The following is an 18762-nucleotide window of genomic DNA, read 5'->3' as shown; positions in this document are numbered from 1 at the left end:
TTACTTATGCAACACTACTTAGGATAGTCGTCAGGCGGTCATGCTGAGCTTGTCGAAGCATCTCTACCGCTTCATTGAACGAACCTGACGAAGCGGTAGAGATGCTTCGACAAGCTCAGCATGACGTCCAATCTTGAATTCTCAGACTTCCTAAACAGCTTCATTACCACTTGTACTACTCGGCAAACGGGTCGTCGCCGGCTTTCTTCTTGCGCTTTTTCTCTTTTTTCGAATCCTCTACCGGGGGCTCGTCGGTGGGCGGCGTGGCCTCTACCGCTTTCTTTTTCTTTCCCGAGTCATCGGCCGGGGCAGTTGCAGGTGCGGCCGAGGGGGGCGTATCGGCGGCGGGCTCGGCTTTCTGCTTGCGGCCTTTGCGGCCGGTTTCCTCGGCCGGAGGCGGCGTATCCTGCAGTGCCTCATCCACGGGGTCGTTTTTCTTCTTCTTCTTTTTCTTGCCCGTATCCTCCATGAAGTCGAAGTTGCCGGTCGGCTGGGGCTGGGTTACGTCCAGTCGGCGCTTGGTGGTTTCGTTGAGGTAGTCTTTGCGGAAATGGTTGAGGAACAGCTGCACCTCCTGCTCGTCGCCGAGGTAGAAGCCGTACTCGGTGGCCGTGTTGTAGTCGCCTTTGGCTTTGAGGCCGATGATTTCGTCGAACGAGCCGTGCTGGGCCTTAGCCAGCAGCACGTTGTTGCTGTACTTAAGGTAGTACCAGGTGCGGGGCTCGGCCTCCAGGTAAATGTCCACGGCGTCGCCGGTACTTTCCTTCTTGATTTCGATGTAGCCGTCGACCATGGCATTGATGTCCTTTTTACCCACGCTCACCAAGCCAATTTTGCCTACCGAGTACCAGGCCCGGCGCTTCTCATCCCAGCGCATGTTTACCTGGTTGAGCACCAGCGTGTGCAGGAACTTAGCCGAGAGCTTCTGCAACGACAGCGCCCCGCTTTTGCGGGTGGCATAGTCGCGGGCCGCGGCGTTGCCCGCCATTTCGCCCACTTTATACAGCTGGCCCGACGTGGTGTTCAATGCCTCGGGGTTGCCACGGGCCCCGGCAGCCAGGTCCTGGGCCATGGCCTCCACCGCCTTCTCGGGCAGGTTGATGTCGAAGGCCATAAACGTATCGATGTCATAAATGGCGCTGTCGGGCTTGGCGTAGCCCAGGCCGGCGGCCGTCAGGGTGTAGTCTTTGTTGGAGTTGATGAAGTTGAGCTTACCGCGGAAATTCAGCGCCCCGGTCGAGTCCTGCAGCGTCAGCACCGAGCCCTCGTATATGTCGGGGTCGGTGTAGTTGTGGCGGCTGATGGCGTACTGCCGGCGGCGCTGGTCGTAGCTCAGGGTGCCATCCACAGTGAACAGGTTGGCGTCGGTTACGCCGGGCTTGGTGGCCACAAACAGCGGATACACTTTGCCGGTGCTTTCCGACAGAAACAGGCCCGAGACCATAGGGGTGCCGGATTCATCCTTAGGCTCGTTCAGCTTGATGCGGATGCGTTGTGGGTCGATGGTGTCCTGGACGGCAAACCAGTCGGAAGCCGAAGCCGTCTTCACGAAGTTGAGCTTGGCCTGGCCATCAAACGAGAAGCCTTTTTTCTGCGAGTTCATCTTCACGCCTCCTCTAAAGCCAATGCGCGGAGCGAGGTTGAACTTGTCGGCGGCCGCAATAGTGGCCACGGCCAGTGTGGGCGGCGAAACCGGAGCATCGTCGCTGGCATCGGGGCCACGCTTAAGCAGTCCGCCACCCTTTTTACCGCTGGTATTCATAGCCGTGGCCGTGGCCAGCGAATCGACCCGGAAATTGGCAAACTTGATGGCGAACGAGTCGGCCGAGGTTTTGTAGTTGTACAGCGCGTTGCCGCTGAACGCCGTGCGCGAGAGTACCTTGATTTGGCCCTGGTACAGCTGGTGGTACTTCTGCAGCGTGTCTAGCACAATGCTGGCGTTTTTGAACTCGCGCATGCGGGCGTTAGGCAGCACGTACACCCGGTTCGAATCGGGTACAATCCAGGCGTCGGCGGCCGCAATGCGCGGTACGCCGCCGGCTACCAGCTGGTAGCGGCTCAAATCGTACTGGCCCGTGGAGGCCTGGAACTTGAGGCCCTGCTGCTCGGGCAGCGTGCTGTAGAAATAGGAGCGCGACGAATCGGCCCCGGGGGCTACCCGCAGCTGCACGAGCTTCTTCTTGAAGTCCCACTTACCGCCCGAAAGCGTGGTGCGGTAGTCAGAATACGGCAAATCGATGCTCGACATGTTGTCCGATGATTCGCGGGCAAACTCGGTGCTGCCGGCTTTCAGGTCGTAGGTGAAGTTTACGTTGTTGGCCGTCAGGGCCGGCTTGTTCACCTCGGCCGACTTGATGTTGAACGTGGCCTGCTGCCCGGTGTACTGGGTAGGTTTGAACCGGAAGGCTGTGGAGCGCACGAACGACTGCGGGCCGTCCATGGTGCCGTTGCCGCGCAGGCCGCCGGGCGAGTACGTAAGCGTACCTCGAAAACCGTAGGCCACGTCATAGATGCGGAAGGCCTCGCCTTTGGGCTGGCTGGTCAGATACATGGAGTCCTGGCGCACGGCCCACTTCATCTGATAGCCGGGCAGCAGGTCCACCTTCGCAAACTCGGTGCCGCCCAGCGGGCCCGGCAGAATGCGGGCCGTTTTGCCCACCGTCACCACGGAGTCTTTGTAAAAGATGAACTGGTCGCTGCTGAAGTCGCCGGTCAGGTACTTGATGTTGCCGATGCCCTGCAGGCCCCGGTTGCTCATGCTGACCTTGTTGTAGAGTGTGCCCTTGGTGCCGTAAAGCGGGAAACCAGCCTTGGGTACATCGTACACGAAGCCCAGCGAGCCGTCTTCCTGCATGCTGAGCTTGGTTTTGAAATCGGGCATGATGCCGCCCGACACAAAGGTGCCTTTGAAGCCCACCGCCGCCCGGTTCTTGTTGTTGAGCGAGTCGAGCTTGAAAGGAGGGATGTCGAAGTACAGCGTGGTATCGTAGGCCCCGCCGAGCACCTCGGGCTTGTTGAAGAATACGTAGGCGCCGGTGCTGGCATCAAACGACGGGTAGGCCCCCAGCTTTTTGCGGCCCGATTTGTTGTTGGGCGCGTTGATGTAGAGCCGGCCCGTCGAGGTGCGGTTCTTGTTGGTCAGGGCCCAGTCGGGGTCTTTGCGCGCCCGCATTACCGAGCCTTTCGTGCCCTTGCCCTTCACAATAATGGAGTCAATCTTGGCCAGGTCGATGTAGAAGCCGTCGTAGTCGAACTTGAACTCCTTGCCCTTGAAGATGAAGGCTGAGGCCACCACCGTACCGTTGAACAGTACGCCCCGGTTCTTCTGAATCCGCACGATGCTCGAGTCGGGCCGCACGAATACCGTCACCGAGTCGTCGGAGAAGTTGAACCGGTCCACGCCCCGCACAATCAGGTCGTTGGAGTTCAGGTCGAGGGTAGCGTTTTTGCCCGAAGGCGAGAGGCTCTTCAGCGAAATGTGGTCGTAGTCTTTCTTGCCCCGCGACGAGTTTACGTAGTGCATGGCCTTGGGCAATAGCACCACCTGGTCGGTTTGCGGGTACCAGCCCACGTAGCCGTCGCGGGCCAGGCCGGCGGCTACGGCACGTACGTTTTCTACTTTCAGCTTGCGGAAGCTGGCCACCTCCTGCACCGTAAACAGCCGTTTGTTGCCATTTTCGAGGCTGTAGCCCACCATCATTTGCAGTGGGTGCAGCTTATTGATCGTCTTGATCTGCTGATAGCGGGTGTTGGTATAGAACTCCTTCGACTCGAAGCCGGCGGCCACCTGGTTTTTAGCCGTCAGCATCGAAAAATCGATGAACGGCGTACGGACCGGCCAGCTCAGCAGCTCGGTCGTAATCTCCATCTGGTGGTAGGAGTCGTAGTAGGCTGTGTTCTTGTACAGGCCCTGCTCGCGGGTGAGCTGCAGCAGCTGGGTGCTTTTGTTGTACTTGAGCTTCACGCCCGGGTGCGTAACCGAGTCGTTTTTGCCCTGGAAGATGGAAATGGCCGCGTGCTGGGCCATAATCAGCGAGTCGCCCAGCACATAGGAGCGCGAGGAAGCCCGGAACTTGGGCTGCCCGGCCACATCCACAATAATGCGCGACAGCGAGCCGTCGAGCGACGACGACAGGGCCTGGGTGCCCGCCAGCGAGAAGCCCCCGAAGTAGCGGATGTTGTCGCCGATGTTCTTAACGCGGGCGTCGTTGGTGGTCGAGATGAAGCGCGGGTAGCCGGTGTCCTTTTTGTCGCCGGCCTTGCGCTGCACGCTCTTAAACGCCAGCCAGCCCTGCACCGGGTTTTCGAGTACGGCCGGATAGGTGAGGGTTACGGGGTTGGCCATGAATTCGGCCTTTGTTATATCAAAGTCGAAGCTGGCCAGGGCGGCCGAGGCGGGGTTGCCGTTCACTTCCCAGGCAAATGTGCCACCGTAGCCTACAAAGCGGTTTTGGGCCGGCACTACCACGCCGCTGGTTTTGGCAATGTACACCGAGTCGGAAGCCGTAGTCAGCAACAAATCGGCATTGTCGAGCATGATAACTGCCCCGCGGGTAGGCGGAGTTACGTAGCCGGCGGCGTAGGTTGCGCCGGTATCGCCCCAGCCCGAGTCGGCGGGCTTGGCTCCCTTTTTAGCGGGCGCATCGTCAGTGGCCCAGGGGTCATCGTCGCCCCAACCGGCGTTTTTGGGGCTGGCTTTGGCTGCCGGGGCTGCTGCTGCGGCCGGCGCGGCGGTGGCCGCAGGGGCCAGCGGCGGTAGGTCGGTGGCGTTGTAGGCGAAGCGGAACTGCCCGCCTACGGCGCGCAACGAGCTATAGCGGGAGCGGTGCAGGTATTTGGTGTCAAGAAACTGAGCGGCTGTGGCCAGAAACTTCGCGGCATCGGCCGGCGAGTCCTTCTCCAGGGTTTTGCCCACGGCATTCAGCAGCTGAGTCATCTGGTCGTCGCTCAGGTTCTGGACTAGCGCCCCAGCTCCGATGGCCGTAAAAAAATCCTCGAAATGGGGCCGCGCCCGTAGCTTGCGCGCCAGCATATACTGGCTCAGCGACACAATGTAGCGCTGCTGGGTGGCCGTGAGGCGGCTGCTGGCCCACACCTGCTGCAGGCGCGCGCCGGCGGCCTTGGCAGCGGCGTTATTGGTGGTGGCCATCAGCGCCTGCACATCCACCATAAACTGCTCGGGCTCCGAGCTGAACTTGCCCGTGAACTTGGGCGGCGCCGGAGCGGGCACGGGCGCGCCGGGCTTGGCGGCCGGCGCCGGTTTTTGCTGGGCCAGTGCCGGAGCTGCCAGCCCCAGGCTTAGCAGCAGCATCCAAACCCAAGTGAAAGCAACCTGCTTCATAGTGTGTAGCGTCTTCGTCAAAGCAACCATAAATAAGCCGGGCCGACCGACAACGGGCACGGACCGCTGAAATTGTACTCTGGCCGGCAGCCCTGTACGCAGGCCCGGACGGGGCTTTCGCGCAGCAAGTCACCTAACCGCCTACAATTTCGGTAAAAGCCGGCACTTTCCGGCGCTATTGGCCGGGTGCCTGCCTACATTCCTACTCTTCCCAATTTTACTTATATTCTGATAGCCACCGGCTTGCGAAATGACCCTAACGCAGAAATCCGTTTCGCCCGGTGCCGGACAAAACGGATTTCTGCATAGATGGCCGCGCCTTAAGCGGGCTGCCGGAAGATGGCCGATACCCAGTGATTCTGGACACGGTGGCTTTCGTAGCGGAAGCCGGCCTGCTCGGCCGCTGCCCGGATCTGGGCCAAGTCTTCTTCGTAAAAGCCCGAGAACAGGATAGGGCCGCCGGGCTTAAGGTAGCGGGCGTAAGCCGGCATATCGTCGAGCAGTACGTTGCGGTTGATGTTGGCCAGAATGAGGTCGAAGAGCTCCTCGCCTTCGAGGGCCGTAATGTCGCCCAAGCGGGCCTCTACGGTATCCTGCACGTTGTTTTCGCGGGCATTGTCGGCGGCATTTTCGGCCGTCCACGGCTCCACATCAACGGCCAGCACGTAGCTGGCACCCAGGTGCACGGCCATTACGGCCAGAATGCCGGTGCCGCAACCCATGTCCAGCACCCGCTTTCCCTGATGGTCAACGTCGAGTTGGTTGGTAATCATCAGGGCCGTGGTGTCGTGGTGGCCAGTGCCGAACGACATGCGGGGCATAATCACGATTTCGTGCGCCAAGTCGGGCCGGGCCGGGTGGAAGGGGGCCCGCACCGATACGCGGTCGGCAATAACCAGCGCCTCGAAGTTCTTTTCCCACTCGGCGTTCCAGTTCTGGCGCGTAATGATGCGGTGGTCGAACTGCAACTCGCCCTGGCCCTGATAGCGGGCCATAATTTCGGCTACATCGTCGGACGCAAACTGGTCTTCGTCAATGTAGGCGCAGAAGCCCTCGTCGTTGTCTTCGAAGGTGTTGTAGCCCACTTCGGCCAGCTCGGCTACCAGTATGTCGGCCAGTTCGTGAGGCGCTTGCACGCGCAGTTCAACGTAATCCATATTCAGGTTGAGAAGTGTACAGGTCGGAATTTTCCCTCGGAAGGGGCGGCAAAGGTCGGCTAAAAAAGGCGCTTTCCCACCGCTACCGGCCGGTAATCAGCAGCTTGTCATATATATCAATCCAAATATTGCTTTCTTTGAGGGCCTAACCATTCTTCCATTTTATATGAAGCCTGCTCTCCACTATCTGCTCTCCGCCGCCCTGCTCGCCCCGCTGCTTACCGGTTGCGGCAGCAAAGATACGGCCGACGAGACAGCCACCGACATAACGACAACGACGACCGAGACGCTAACCACCGAAGTTCCGGCCGAAACCACGCCTGCTGAAACTGCACCGACCGACCCGGCCGCTACGTCGGCCAACGCCACCTTCGACCTGAGCAAAGTGCCGGTTTCGACGGCCAATCTGGGCCGGTTTCCGTACGTGAGTGGCCCCAAGGGATACAAATTCCCGAACCCCAGCGACAGCGCTTACTACGAGTTCGACCGTTCTTATGTATACGATGGTAAGCAGCTGATTCCGGTGGAAGGCAAGGTGTTGCGCCGCCAGTACCGGGTGATTGATGACAACAAGAAGACCTCGGAGTTGATGCAGCAGCGCAACTACGAGGCGCTGATTAAAAGCCTGGGCGGCGTGCAGGTATCATCGGCGGAGCTGCCGCGTGAAGCCGTGGAAAAGGTTGGGGACGATACCTACAGAAAGTACGCGGGCAATATCAGCAGCGGCGAACAGGTAGACACCTACCTCATCCGGCAGAAGGATAAGGAAGTGTGGGTGCAGGTGCAGCCCGGCGACACCTACATGGATGTGGTGGTAACCGAGCGGGCCGCCATGCCCCAGCAGGTGTCCACGATTCCGGCCGACGAGCTAAAAAAAAACTAGACACCGAGGGCCGGGTGGCGCTCTACGTGAACTTCGACACGGATAAAGCCAGTATCCGGCCCGAGTCGGGGCCGACGGTGGCCGAGGTTGTCACGCTGTTGCGCCAGCACCCCACGCTACGCCTGGCCGTGCAAGGCCACACCGACAACGCGGGCGCGCCGGCACACAACCAGCAGCTGTCCGAGGCCCGGGCCCAGTCGGTGGTGGCCGCCCTCACGGCCGCGCGCATTAGTGCCAACCGCCTGCAGGCCGCCGGCTTCGGCCAAACCCAGCCCCTGGCCGACAACGCCACCGAAGCCGGCCGCGCCCGGAACCGCCGCGTGGAACTGGTAAAACAGTAGGCCGGTAACCGAGCGGGCTGGCGCCTGACCAAGGGCTCTCTGAAGGCCGAACGTATTTGTAAGCAGCAGGCCCCTGATATCTATATGGATATCAGGGGCCTGCTTGTTATATGCGCTGCTTTGTTACGCCGCGTAGAAATCAGACCTTCATAAGGGCCTGCCAGAGTTGTCGGCGGGTGGGGCCGTGGTTGCCCAGCATGCGGCGCACGGGTACTATGGCGGTAAGCGTAACCACCAGCGCCAAGGCCATGCGTGCCCACCACCAGGGCATCAGGTAGAGGGCGGCGGCCACGGCTATGCTCAAGAAGTTTATCAGTGTGGAAGCATTGTTGCGCATGGTGCTGAAGTCAATCATTTTGTGGATCGGCTTAGCCTTAAGCAGACTGCCCCACAAGCCCAGCGCCAGCAAGGGTAGCGCACTCAGCGGCAGCAGACCAAGTAGGTGCCATCGGTCGGGCGGGAACAGTCCCAGCAGAATGGCGGCTGATAGCAGGCATTCAATGGCTACCACGGGCAGCACGAGCCGCAGGTAAAGTCGCAACAGCCGTGCGGTCAGGCCCAGACGCTGCAGTTCGTCGGCCGTCGCGGCCCAGCGGTAGCCAAATAAGTTGTTGTTCACATACGTGAAGCTGATGACTGGCATAAAGGCGAAGTAGAAAAGGCTTTTCATGAAGCCTTCGTTTCCTTTGAGCACCAGCAACCCACTCGCCACTAGCATCAGAACCTTGAATACGAGTCCCATAGCCAGGGCCGGCCATACTTTGCGCAGATACAGCTTCCACTCGGGCGAAAGGCGGGCCAGCCAGCGCCCGTTGGTACCGGGGGCATAGTTCGGCTCGGGCATGTAGCGGGCACTGAACCAGGGGGCTACCAGCCACAGCGCCGCCGCCCACAGCAGCAGCGGCCCGGCCACAGCTACCACGCGAACCCAGCCAGTCCACGGGCCAGCCATCAACTCAAACTCCCGGCTTAGCCAGAACACTGCCGCACTCAGGCACAGCAGGTTCAGCCAGAACAGCGGATGCCGCCAGCGCCCCACCGACAGCAGCAGCCGCAAATTGAAGCTCAGGGCCGTTGCGCTCAGCCACACCAGCAAACTCAGGCCCAACGGCTGCCAGTATTCGGGGGAAGCCACCAGCGCCGCCAGCAGAAACAGCAGCAGCAGCCCCCGCCGCACCGATACCACATCAAGCACGAAAGCCGTAGTGGCGTTCAGGCGGGCCGATACGGGCAGCGGCTCGGGCAGCGGCCGTCGCACGGCCCGGTAGGAGGGCAGGAAGTCGGCCAGCAGGGCCGTAGCAAACAGCACCCCATTGATGGCGGCCAGCAGCTTCGGAAGCGTGCCGGTTGGTAGGTTGTCGTGGTGGCGCAGCAAGTAGCCCAGTACCAGTCCGTAGATGACCGACAGTAGCCCCAGCAGCCCTACGGTTGCTTGGCTCCCGGCCCCGGCAGGCCAAAACACAGCCCGCAACTGCCGGCCCAGCAGGTAGGGCAGAAAGTGGCCTAACCGGCCTGATGCGTGAGCCATGTGAGGTCGTGGGTGGACGTGGTGGGCGCCAGCAGCTGCAGCAGCGCGTCGGAGAGAATGGTTTCGCGGCCGGCCATAAATTCGGCCCTGGTGCCCCAGAACTTCACTTCGGCCTCATCGATAATGAGCAGGTGGGTGGCCACCTGTTCGAGGTGGGCCAGGTTGTGCGAGGAAATGAACGTGAGGGCCTGGGGGCGGTAGCTGGTCAGCAGGGCCAGCACCCGCTCGGCCGAAAACACGTCGAGGCCGTTGAGCGGCTCGTCCAGGATCAGCAGCTCGGGGCGGTGCAGCAGGCAGGCGGCCAGGGCCACTTTCTGCTTCATACCGGTCGAAAACGCGCTGAGCTGCTTGTGGCGCACCTGCTCGAACTCCTCCAGCAAATGCCCCAGCAAACTCGCAATGCGCGGGGCGGCCTCGGGCAGCTCATAGATGCGGGCCACAAACTGCAGGTATTCTTCGGCCGTGAGCTGCTCGACGAGGTGGCCCTGGTTGATGAGCGCCCCGATACGCCGCTTCACGGCCAGCGGAAACGTCTCGCCCAGTTCGTGCCCGTCGAGCACAATGCTGCCCGAGGTAGGCAGCAGCACATTCACCAGCAGGTTAAACAACGTGCTTTTGCCGGCCCCGTTGCGGCCTACTACGCCCACGCAGTAGCCCGTTTCTGCCCGTAGCGTCAGGTCGCGCAGCACTATTTTCGGCCCGAACGATTTTGTCAGGTTTCGTAATTCTAATTCCATTGAGTAGCCGGATTGCGTATCGGGTGCTGGAGCAGTTTGCACCAGAGCCCCGGCAAGTTAAAAGCCGCTGCCCGAAACTAGTGCGCCTGCCAGTCGGCTGTAGCAATACGCACCGGCCAACGAAAAAGCCCCCGACATCCGAATGGGCGTCAGGGGCTTTACAAGTATCAGTGGGTAGCGGTTACCGTTGCCGGCAGCCGGCGTAGTTGCGCACTTTGGTATACTGAAACGAGAAGTCGGCCAGGTTGCGGTTGTCGGTCACGAACAGGGCGTAATCGGCAAAGTCGCGGGCCTCGGTGAGGTACCACAGGCCGGCGCGGTCGGCAAACAGCTTGTTGGTTTCGGGGTACACCAGCAAGTCGGCAAAGGCCTCCTCGGGCTCGATGTACACCGTGGCAAAACAGTAGCCACGGCGACGCGGGTCGCGCTCCAGGTACACCGAGCCATAGATCCGGCAGGGGTCGATGGAGCCCGCCACGGCCGCCGCCGGATTGGCTAGCGGAACCCGGGGCGGCGCAGCAAACGGGTTCAGCGCCAACAGCCCGGAAACAAGGAAGGAGAGGAGCATAGTAGGTTTGTGCTTGGTTGAGTGAGCTTAGTGCTTACGCCGGTTACAAAAGTGCCGCTTCATAAATGATACCGAATTCAACTAAGCTCTAAACCTAGAACACTCAAGTTGCGACGTAAAGATGCTGACAAGGTGTAGGGGCGGGGCTTGTCCCCGCCCGCCGTTGCACGACCACCGTTGCACGATTACCGTTGAAGCGGCGCGAATGGCGGGCGGGGACAACCGCAGGACAGCGAAGCTAAGCCCCGCCCCTACACCGTGCTGACAGCCGTAGTTCGCAACTTGAGTTAGAACGACTTGATGATGTCGGTGAAGTCGCGCGACTTGAGGGCTGCGCCGCCGATGAGGCCGCCGTCGACGTCGGGCTGGCTGAACAGCTCTCGAGCGTTCTGGGCATTGCAGGAGCCGCCGTAGAGGATGCTCGTGGCCAGGGCCGCCTTGGCATCGTAGGCGCGGGCAATCTGCTCGCGGATGAAGGCGTGTACTTCCTGGGCCTGCGCGCTGGTAGCCGTTTTGCCGGTGCCAATAGCCCAGATGGGCTCGTAGGCCACGGTTACCTGGTCGAACTCCTCGTTGCTGAGGTGGAACAGGCCGTCCTGGAGCTGCTTTTCGAGGTGCTTGAAGGTGTCGCCCTGCTCGCGGGTTTCCAGCGTTTCGCCCACGCAGAAAATGGGCTTGAGGCCAGCGGCCAGCGCCGCTTTCAGCTTCTGGCTCAGCAGCTCATCATCCTCGCGGAAATACTGGCGCCGCTCCGAGTGGCCCAGCAGCACGTATTCGCAGCCCACCGACTGCAGCATGGGCGCAGCTACCTCGCCGGTAAACGCGCCGCTGGCTTTCTGGTGGCAGTTTTGAGCACCCAGATGAAACTGGCCGCCCTGGGGCAGGAGCTTACCCACGGGCAGCAAAAACGGGAAGGGTGGGCAGACCACCACTTCTACGGCCGGCGCGCCGGTGGTTTCGTCCTGCACCATGTGCACGATTTCGGAAATCAGGGCCTGAGCCTCGGCCAACGTGGTGTTCATCTTCCAGTTGCCGGCCACTATATTCTTGCGCATCACAAAAATTGTTAGGGTGGGGGTGAGGCTGCAAGTTAGGGCTTGCCCGCTTACCCCACTGTCGGCCCACGCCGGGCCGCCCACACCAGCCCCAGGGCCCCGGCGGCTACCACAGCCGCTGCCAGCAGCGCCGCGCCGGCCAGAAACTGCGTATCGGGCACGCCGTTGCGGGCCACCCAAATGCCCACCAAGCCCCAGGCCACGGCGGCCGGGTAAGCCAGCTCCCGGAACCGGTTGGTGATGTTCAGGGCCAGTCCGGCCACAATACCCATCAGAATGATGCCCCACTCCACGCCCTTGGCCAGCCCCGGTTGCCAGTACTGGCCCAGCGCCACTGTCGTGTTCACCACCAAAGCCACCGAAATCCAGCCCAGGTACAGCCCAAACGGCAGGTTCACCCACCACGGCACCGTGTCCGGCGCGCGGCGGGCCTGCCGCCGCAACCGCCCGTAGGCCACGGCCAGCGCGGCCAGAATGCCCACCATCACCAGCGCGCTCAGCGGCAGCAGTTCGTAGGCAAATACCACCAGCCACCCGCCCGTCAGCACGTTGGCCAGCACCAGCGGCCGGGCCAGCAAATCGGGCAGCGGGTTGCGGCGCTGCGCCGGTAGCAGCTGCCAGACCGCATAGGCCAGCAGACTCAGGAAAATCAGCCCCCAGATGCTGAACGCATACCCGGCCGGCGTAACCGGCGTGGGGTACTTCCCCGACACTACGGCGTTGGTCTGCCCATTGAACGGGTAGGCCTGCGACACGTAGTTGAGCGCAACGTTGCCTACCGTAGCGGCCGCAGCCGCCCAGCGCCAGGCGCGGCCAGCCGAAGTTGGGGTATCGAAAGAAGTAGTGGTGTTCATGCCGCCAATAACCGCAAAATCCGGCGTTTGTAGCATGTAGGCTACTGCGAACGGGAGGGGTGGGGCTTGTCCCCGCCCGCCCTAAGGACGGCATGCCTGCCACCGGTTGCAACGATTCCGTTCAACGGCGGGCGGGGACAAGCCCCGCCCCTACATCGCCCGCCGCATGCCCGGAACCCAATCGGGCCGTTCGACGGTGGGCGGGGACAAGCCCCGCCCCTACCCATTCTTACAGCTTCTCGGCCAGAAAACGCGCTGTGGAATTCGTGTCCTTCAGCTTGACAAACTGCTCGGGCGTGCCTTCGAACAGCAGGTGGCCGCCGTTGAGGCCGCCTTCAGGGCCGAGGTCAATCAGCCAGTCGGCGCACTTGATAATGTCCATGTTGTGCTCGATGATAAGCACCGAGTTGCCCTGCTCGACCAGCGCGTTGAGGGCCAGCATCAGCTTGTTGATGTCGTGGAAGTGCAGGCCGGTGCTGGGTTCGTCGAAAATGAACAGGATTTTATCGTTCTGCAGCGTGTTGCCCTTGGTCAGGAACGAGGCCAGCTTCACGCGCTGGGCCTCGCCGCCGCTCAGCGTGTTGGCCGACTGCCCGAGCCGGATGTAGCCCAGGCCCACGTCGTGCAGGGGCTTGAGGCGCTCGATGATTTTGGTCTGCTCCTTGAAGAAATCCAGGCTGTCTTCGATGGTCATTTCGAGCACGTCGTTGATGCTCTGGCCCTGGAACTGCACATCCAGCACGTCCTGCTTGAACTTGCGGCCCTCGCAGGCTTCGCACGTCAGGAAGATGTCGGCCATAAATTGCATCTCGATTTTCACCTGGCCTTCGCCCTGGCACACCTCGCAGCGCCCGCCCTCCACGTTGAAGCTGAAGTGCGAAGGCTTGAAGCCGCGCGCCTTGGCCAGCGGCTGGTCGGCAAACAGGCTCCGGATGGCGTCGTAGGCCTTCACGTAGGTAACGGGGTTCGAGCGGCTGCTCTTGCCAATCGGGTTCTGATCTACAAACTCGACGTGCGTTACCTGGCCGGCCGCGCCGGTGAGGCGGTCGAACTTGCCGGTAGCCTCGCCCGCACCGCCGCCGAGCTGCTTGAGCAACGCCGGGGCCAGAATGCGCTTTACCAGCGTGCTCTTGCCCGAGCCCGATACGCCGGTAACCACCGTCATCACGTTCAGCGGAAACCTCACGCTCACGTTCTTGAGGTTGTTCTCGCGGGCGCCCGTCAGCTCCAAGGCGTTGCGCCAAGGGCGGCGCGTTTTGGGTACGGGCACCTCGCGGCGGCCACTCAGGTACTCGCCGGTGTAGGTATCGGAGGTCAAAACTTCGGCGTAGGTGCCCTGGAATTGCAGGATGCCGCCGCCGCTGCCGGCCTCGGGGCCGATGTCGATAATCTGGTCGGCCTGCTCCATCATCTTGTCTTCGTGCTCCACCACAATCACGGTGTTGCCCAGCTGCTGCAACGAGCGCAGCACACCAATCAGCTGCTCGGCATCCTGGGGGTGCAGGCCAATGCTGGGCTCATCCAAGATGTACATCGAGCCCACCAGCGCCGAACCGAGCGAAGTAGCCAGCGAAATCCGCTGACTCTCGCCGCCGCTTAAGGTGCTGCTGAGGCGGTTGAGCGTGAGGTAGCCCAGGCCCACCCGGTTGAGGTAGCCCAGCCGGTTCGTGATTTCGGTTACCAGCCGCTCGGCCACTTTCGCCTCGTGCTCGGGCAGGTGCAGGCCATCGAAAAACGCCAGCGCCTCGCTTACCGGCAGCAGCACCAAATCGGTGATGCTCTGGCCCTCGATTTTCACGTATTGAGCGTCTTTGCGCAGGCGGCTACCGCGGCAGTCGGGGCAGGTGGTGCGGCCCCGGTAGCGGCTTTGCAGCACCCGGTACTGGATTTTATGGGTTTGGGTGGCCACCCACTTAAAGTAGTCGTCGAGGCCGTCGAAGTACTTGTTGCCCGTCCAGAGCACGGCGCGCTCCTGCTCGGTCAGGTCGTTATAGGGCCGATGAATCGGAAAGTCGAAACGGATGCCGTTTTTGATGAGCGGCTTGAGCCACTCGCTTTGCTTGTCGGTGCGCCAGGGGGCAATGGCGCCTTCGTACACCGTCAGGCTCTTGTCGGGAATCACCAAATCCTCGTCGATGCCCAGCACCGAGCCGAAGCCTTCGCAGGTCTGGCAGGCACCATAGGGGTTATTAAAGGAGAAGAAGTTCACGCTCGGCTCCTCAAACATCAGCCCATCCAACTCGAATTTGTCGGAGAAGAGTTTAGTTGTCGGTTGTTGGTTGTCAGTTGCTAGGTTAGTTGTCAGTTGTTGGTTGTCAGTTGTCAGGCCGTTCTGCTGGCCGTTCTCACTACCAACTTCCCCCTCACTGACAACTGACAACTGATAACTGGCAACTAACGACCCGTGGCCTTCAAAAAAGGCAGTTTGCACCGAGTCGGCGAGGCGGAAGGCCAGGTCCTCGTCGCCGGGCACTATCACGGCGCGGTCAATCATGATGAATACCGGTCCCGTTACCTCGGGCTGGTCGTCGGGCAGCAGGTCTTCGATGAAGGCCATGGCGCCGTTCACCACCACCCGGCTGTAGCCCTTTTGCAGCAGCAAATCCAGCTCCTTGCGCATGGGGCGGCCGTCGTCGGAGCGCTGCAGCGGAGCCAGCAGCGTCAGGCGCGTATTGGCGGGCAGGCGCATCAGGTAGTCCACCACATCGGCCACGTTATCCTTCTGCACCTGCTGGCCGCTAACGGGCGAGTAAGTGCGGCCCACCCGCGCAAACAGCAGCTTGAGGTAGTCGTAGATTTCGGTGCTGGTGCCGACGGTCGAGCGGTTGTTCTTGATGCTCACCTTCTGCTCGATGGCAATGGCCGGCGAAATACCCCGGATGTAGTCCACGTCGGGCTTGTCCATGCGGCCCAGAAACTGGCGGGCATAGCTGCTCAGGCTCTCCACATACATGCGCTGGCCCTCGGCATACAGCGTATCGAAGGCCAGACTGCTCTTGCCCGAACCCGACAGGCCCGTAACGACGATGAACTGGTTGCGCGGCAGCGCCACGCTCAGGTTTTTGAGGTTGTGTACCCGCGCGTTTTTGATGAGGATGAACTCGCGCGGGTCGAGCTGGTCAATCGGGTCGGCCGCGGGAGCGGCGAGTTGCAAAGCGGAATTGTCGGCCATAGGAGCAGTAACAACGAGCCGCCCGGATTTGGTTTCGGCCCGGCGCGGTTTGGGCCCGGCGAAGGTACGGCAGGAGTCATGGTGAATTCTACGGAGCACGAAGCGCGTAAATCCTTAACATTGTAGCCTGCTCATCTATACTACTATAAATGCCTGTTCTCAGTCCATTAGCCACATTGTACGCTGTTCTGCAGACTGTTCGCGCCAGCGCCGAAACCAACGCCCAACTCCTGCGCAAAAACGAAGCTGCCACCCGCGCCGCCCTCATCGACCCGGTATTGCGGGCGCTGGGCTGGGACACGGCCGATGTACGGATGGTGGAGCCCGAAAAAACAATTGGCGTCAAGCAGGCCCTCGACTACGTGCTGTACGACGCCACCGGCGCAGTTTCGGTGGTGATAGAGGCCAAGAAGCTGGGCGAAAGCCTCGACAAGCTCGGGCACATCGGTGCCGCCATCGGCTATGCATTTTCGCTTAAGCCCCAGAAACTGTTCATCACTGACGGCTTACACTGGCACTACTACTCGCCCGGGCATTCCAACTTCCAGCCGGTCGAAACCATCTCCCTGCTGAAAACGCCACTCGTGGAAGCGGCCCTGCACCTGCTGCAATGGCTGGATGCCGCGCAAAGCGGCCACGGCGTTCCGGCAGCTGAACCCACGGCCCGGGCGGCAAACCCTACGGCAGCAACTGGCGCGGCGGCCGTAAGCAAAAGTCGCCGCACGCCCCTCCCGCTTCCGGGCGGCAGCCATACCCCTGCTTTCGTGGAGCTCGCCCAGGTGAGCCCGCAGGCCCTGGCGCCCGGCCAGAAACCCACGGCCCTGCGGCTGCCCAACGGCGCGGTGGTGCCCATCAAAACCTGGAAAGATGTGCTGGTGCAGCTCAGCCTCTTTGTGCTGCAGCAGCGCCCGTCAGTACCCGTTCCACACCCCGATAAGGCGGGTAAAAAGACTGCCCTATTTAGTTGGAACAAACCAAAGGAGGGCATCGGCTACAAAGAAACTACCCTGCACGGCCGGCCGCTTTACATCCACACCAATTACAGCGCGGCCAGCTGCGTGGCCAACGCCCTGCACGTGCTCCGGCTGCTGCCCGAAGCGGCTACAGCAGCCGTGGCTTTCTAAGGGTATGTTTAGGAATTGTCATGCTGAGTTTGCCGAAGCATCTCTACCGCAACGGTAATGCGCAGTAAGCTACTAGCACGCTGTAGGGGCGGGGCTTGTCCCCGCCCGCCGTTTGCGCCGGTTCAACGGTAATCGTGCAACGGTGGGCGGGGACAAGCCCCGCCCCTACAGCGTTCTTCGCAACTTGGGTTAGCAACCGAAAGGGCGGCGGCCCTGCTCGAAGGCACAGTGGTAGTCCGCGGCCGCGCCGCCAGCCTGCCGGATTTCGCGCGTCGGCGCGCCGCGACTACCATTTACTTAAATTTTTTTTGGTCAAGCGGCTGATTTGGCAGCTTCGCAGCTGGAGGTGCAACATCATAGAAGGAATTTGCGTCAAATTCTATAATTTCAATTCGTTAGCCCTCTGTAAGCAGAGGAAACCACTTTTGAATTTGACTTTATGAAGAAGTTACTACTCCTTTTTCTACTGTTCAGCTGGGCTGGTAGCCCGATTTGGGCCGCCGACCCGCCCAAACTGAACGGCCAGTGGGCCGGGCTGCTGCAGGTGCCGGGAGGCAAGCTCAAGCTCATCATCACGCTGGTGCCGCTCTCCAACGGCAGCTACTACGCGGCCCTCGACGCGCCCCAGCAGCGCATCAGCCGTATGCCGGCCACGGCCACCGTAAAAGGAGCCGATATTACGGTGAGCATCGAGCAGGCTGGCAGCCGCTTTGTGGGCAAAGTGCTGAAAAACGGTGCCACCCTGCAGGGTACCTGGAGCCAGCCCGGCCTGAAAGGCTCTCTCACCCTTACCCGCCTCGCCGCGCCCAAACCGGCCGCCGTAGCCGGCAAGCCCCGCCTCACCAAGCCCTACCGCGAAGAGGAGGTCAGCTTTTACAACAAACAAGCCCAGTTGCGGCTGGCCGGTACGCTCACCACGCCCGCCGGCCCCGGCCCGTTTCCGGCCGTGGTGCTGCTCTCCGACTCGGGCCCCCACGACCGCGACGTGACCGAGCAGGACTACCGCCTGTTTGGCTCGCTGGCCGACCAGCTTACCCGCCGCGGCATTGCCGTGCTGCGCTTTGATGACCGGGGCGTGGGCCAGTCGCAGGGCAGCCACTTCAACACCACCACTGCCGATGTAGTGAGCGACGCGCAGGCGGCGCTGCTGTTTCTGCGCACCCGCCGCCTGCTCGATGCGCGCTACCTGGGCCTGCTTGGGCACGGCGAAGGCGCCAACGTGGCCCTGCTGGCTGCCGCCGAGCCTGCCCCGGCCACTGCACCGGCCTTTGTGGTGGCGCTGGCACCCTACGGCGTACCGGGCCGTGACATAATCCAGCGCCAGCAGCTGGAAATCATGCGCCTTATCGGCTCGAACCCGGCCCAAGTAAAGGCGGCGCTGGCCCTGAACCAGGAGATGATTCGTATCATCCGGCAGACGCCCAACGACAACCAGGCCCGCGGCAAAGTGGCCGGCCTGCTGCGCTACCACAACACCGACCTCGACCCGCATATGGCTCGCGCCCGCGCCGTGCAGCTTACCTCGCCCTGGTCGCGCTACTTCCTCGATTTCGACCCCGTGCGCACGCTGCCCGCCGTGAAGTGCCCTGTGCTGCTGCTCGGCGGCACCACCGATTTGCAGGTAGCGACGAGCCAGAATCTGCCCCCACTAAAAAAGGGCCTGCGCAACAGCGCCACCACGGCCCTGCGCCTGCCGGGCGTCAACCACTGGTTTCAACCCGAAATGAAGGACTGGCCGGTAGTGAACGGAGAGCAGCAGCCCGTGTTTTCGCCCAAGGCCCTGACCGAAATCCGCGAGTGGGTGTTCAGCAAAACCGAGCGCCCCCAGCCCGTGGCCACCGGAGCCGGTGAGCCACTTAAAAAGCAGCTGGTAAAAGGCAGCGGTGGCAAAGTAAGCCGTTAGGGTGCGTAGGGGCGGGGCTCAGCTGCGCCCCTATGTCGTGTTATGCTCCTACCAACCAAAGTTGAGGCGTAAGGATGTGGGCCCGGTGTAGGGGCGGGG

General features: G+C 61.6%; 12 protein-coding genes. 4 read left to right on the top strand and 8 right to left on the bottom strand.

What is annotated here, in order from left to right:
• Positions 1-175: 175 nt before the first annotated feature.
• The gene (locus J7E24_RS08700; RefSeq protein WP_215137210.1) at positions 176-5341 is read right to left on the bottom strand and encodes a hypothetical protein; all 5166 of its coding nucleotides are present in this window, start codon (positions 5339-5341) and stop codon (positions 176-178) included.
• Positions 5342-5661: 320 nt separating this feature from the next.
• Positions 5662-6498 carry a 50S ribosomal protein L11 methyltransferase gene (gene prmA, locus J7E24_RS08695; RefSeq protein ID WP_215137208.1) on the bottom strand — a complete coding sequence of 279 codons (837 nt, stop codon included), beginning with the start codon at positions 6496-6498 and terminating at the stop codon, positions 5662-5664.
• Positions 6499-6664: 166 nt separating this feature from the next.
• Between prmA and J7E24_RS08690 the strand changes: the two genes are divergently transcribed.
• Together J7E24_RS08690 and J7E24_RS08685 are read left to right on the top strand one after the other, a co-directional pair.
• The gene (locus J7E24_RS08690; protein ID WP_215137206.1) at positions 6665-7381 is read left to right on the top strand and encodes a hypothetical protein; all 717 of its coding nucleotides are present in this window, start codon (positions 6665-6667) and stop codon (positions 7379-7381) included.
• Positions 7382-7395: 14 nt separating this feature from the next.
• Positions 7396-7722, top strand: a complete 327-nt coding sequence (locus tag J7E24_RS08685) for an OmpA family protein (protein WP_215137204.1) — start codon at positions 7396-7398, stop codon at positions 7720-7722.
• Positions 7723-7861: 139 nt separating this feature from the next.
• Here the strand turns inward: J7E24_RS08685 and J7E24_RS08680 are convergent, their stop codons facing one another.
• The 6 genes from J7E24_RS08680 to uvrA all read right to left on the bottom strand — a co-directional run bounded on the left by J7E24_RS08680 (position 7862) and on the right by uvrA (position 15636).
• Complete coding sequence (locus J7E24_RS08680; RefSeq protein ID WP_215137202.1) at positions 7862-9250, bottom strand: hypothetical protein; 1389 nt, start codon at positions 9248-9250, stop codon at positions 7862-7864.
• Positions 9226-9987 carry an ABC transporter ATP-binding protein gene (locus J7E24_RS08675; RefSeq protein ID WP_215137200.1) on the bottom strand — a complete coding sequence of 254 codons (762 nt, stop codon included), beginning with the start codon at positions 9985-9987 and terminating at the stop codon, positions 9226-9228. Before J7E24_RS08675 ends, J7E24_RS08680 begins: the two co-directional genes overlap by 25 nt.
• A gap of 181 nt (positions 9988-10168) precedes the next feature.
• Positions 10169-10555 carry a DUF6150 family protein gene (locus tag J7E24_RS08670; protein ID WP_251047109.1) on the bottom strand — a complete coding sequence of 129 codons (387 nt, stop codon included), beginning with the start codon at positions 10553-10555 and terminating at the stop codon, positions 10169-10171.
• Positions 10556-10842: 287 nt separating this feature from the next.
• Positions 10843-11610 (bottom strand): triose-phosphate isomerase, encoded by a 768-nt coding sequence (tpiA, locus tag J7E24_RS08665; RefSeq protein ID WP_215137198.1) that lies wholly within the window; start codon positions 11608-11610, stop codon positions 10843-10845.
• Positions 11611-11660: 50 nt separating this feature from the next.
• The gene (locus J7E24_RS08660) at positions 11661-12500 is read right to left on the bottom strand and encodes a hypothetical protein (protein ID WP_215137195.1); all 840 of its coding nucleotides are present in this window, start codon (positions 12498-12500) and stop codon (positions 11661-11663) included.
• A 193-nt stretch (positions 12501-12693) separates the two neighbouring features.
• Positions 12694-15636 (bottom strand): excinuclease ABC subunit UvrA, encoded by a 2943-nt coding sequence (uvrA, locus tag J7E24_RS08655; protein ID WP_215137193.1) that lies wholly within the window; start codon positions 15634-15636, stop codon positions 12694-12696.
• 176 nt (positions 15637-15812) lie between these two features.
• Here uvrA and J7E24_RS08650 point away from each other — a divergent pair, with 176 nt between their 5' ends.
• Together J7E24_RS08650 and J7E24_RS08645 are read left to right on the top strand one after the other, a co-directional pair.
• Positions 15813-16760 carry a hypothetical protein gene (locus J7E24_RS08650; protein WP_215137191.1) on the top strand — a complete coding sequence of 316 codons (948 nt, stop codon included), beginning with the start codon at positions 15813-15815 and terminating at the stop codon, positions 16758-16760.
• Positions 16761-17199: 439 nt separating this feature from the next.
• On the top strand, positions 17200-18663 hold the full coding sequence (locus tag J7E24_RS08645; RefSeq protein WP_215137189.1) for an alpha/beta hydrolase family protein: 1464 nt from the start codon (positions 17200-17202) through the stop codon (positions 18661-18663).
• Positions 18664-18762 lie beyond the last annotated feature (99 nt).

This window comes from Hymenobacter sp. ISL-91, assembly GCF_018613725.1.
Lineage (GTDB): Bacteria > Bacteroidota > Bacteroidia > Cytophagales > Hymenobacteraceae > Hymenobacter.
Note: the sequence above shows the minus strand (reverse complement) of the source record. Positions and strands in the feature narration are given on the sequence as shown.

What these genes read in the sequence shown, in the direction of transcription:
- J7E24_RS08670 (WP_251047109.1), bottom strand. Translation starts at nt 10,555, where the DNA reads ATGCTCCTCTCCTTCCTTGTTTCCGGGCTGTTGGCGCTGAACCCGTTT.
- J7E24_RS08645 (WP_215137189.1), top strand. Translation starts at nt 17,200, where the DNA reads ATGAAGAAGTTACTACTCCTTTTTCTACTGTTCAGCTGGGCTGGTAGC.
- J7E24_RS08680 (WP_215137202.1), bottom strand. Translation starts at nt 9,250, where the DNA reads ATGGCTCACGCATCAGGCCGGTTAGGCCACTTTCTGCCCTACCTGCTG.
- J7E24_RS08675 (WP_215137200.1), bottom strand. Translation starts at nt 9,987, where the DNA reads ATGGAATTAGAATTACGAAACCTGACAAAATCGTTCGGGCCGAAAATA.
- J7E24_RS08660 (WP_215137195.1), bottom strand. Translation starts at nt 12,500, where the DNA reads ATGCTACAAACGCCGGATTTTGCGGTTATTGGCGGCATGAACACCACT.
- tpiA (WP_215137198.1), bottom strand. Translation starts at nt 11,610, where the DNA reads ATGCGCAAGAATATAGTGGCCGGCAACTGGAAGATGAACACCACGTTG.
- J7E24_RS08690 (WP_215137206.1), top strand. Translation starts at nt 6,665, where the DNA reads ATGAAGCCTGCTCTCCACTATCTGCTCTCCGCCGCCCTGCTCGCCCCG.
- J7E24_RS08700 (WP_215137210.1), bottom strand. Translation starts at nt 5,341, where the DNA reads ATGAAGCAGGTTGCTTTCACTTGGGTTTGGATGCTGCTGCTAAGCCTG.
- prmA (WP_215137208.1), bottom strand. Translation starts at nt 6,498, where the DNA reads ATGGATTACGTTGAACTGCGCGTGCAAGCGCCTCACGAACTGGCCGAC.
- uvrA (WP_215137193.1), bottom strand. Translation starts at nt 15,636, where the DNA reads ATGGCCGACAATTCCGCTTTGCAACTCGCCGCTCCCGCGGCCGACCCG.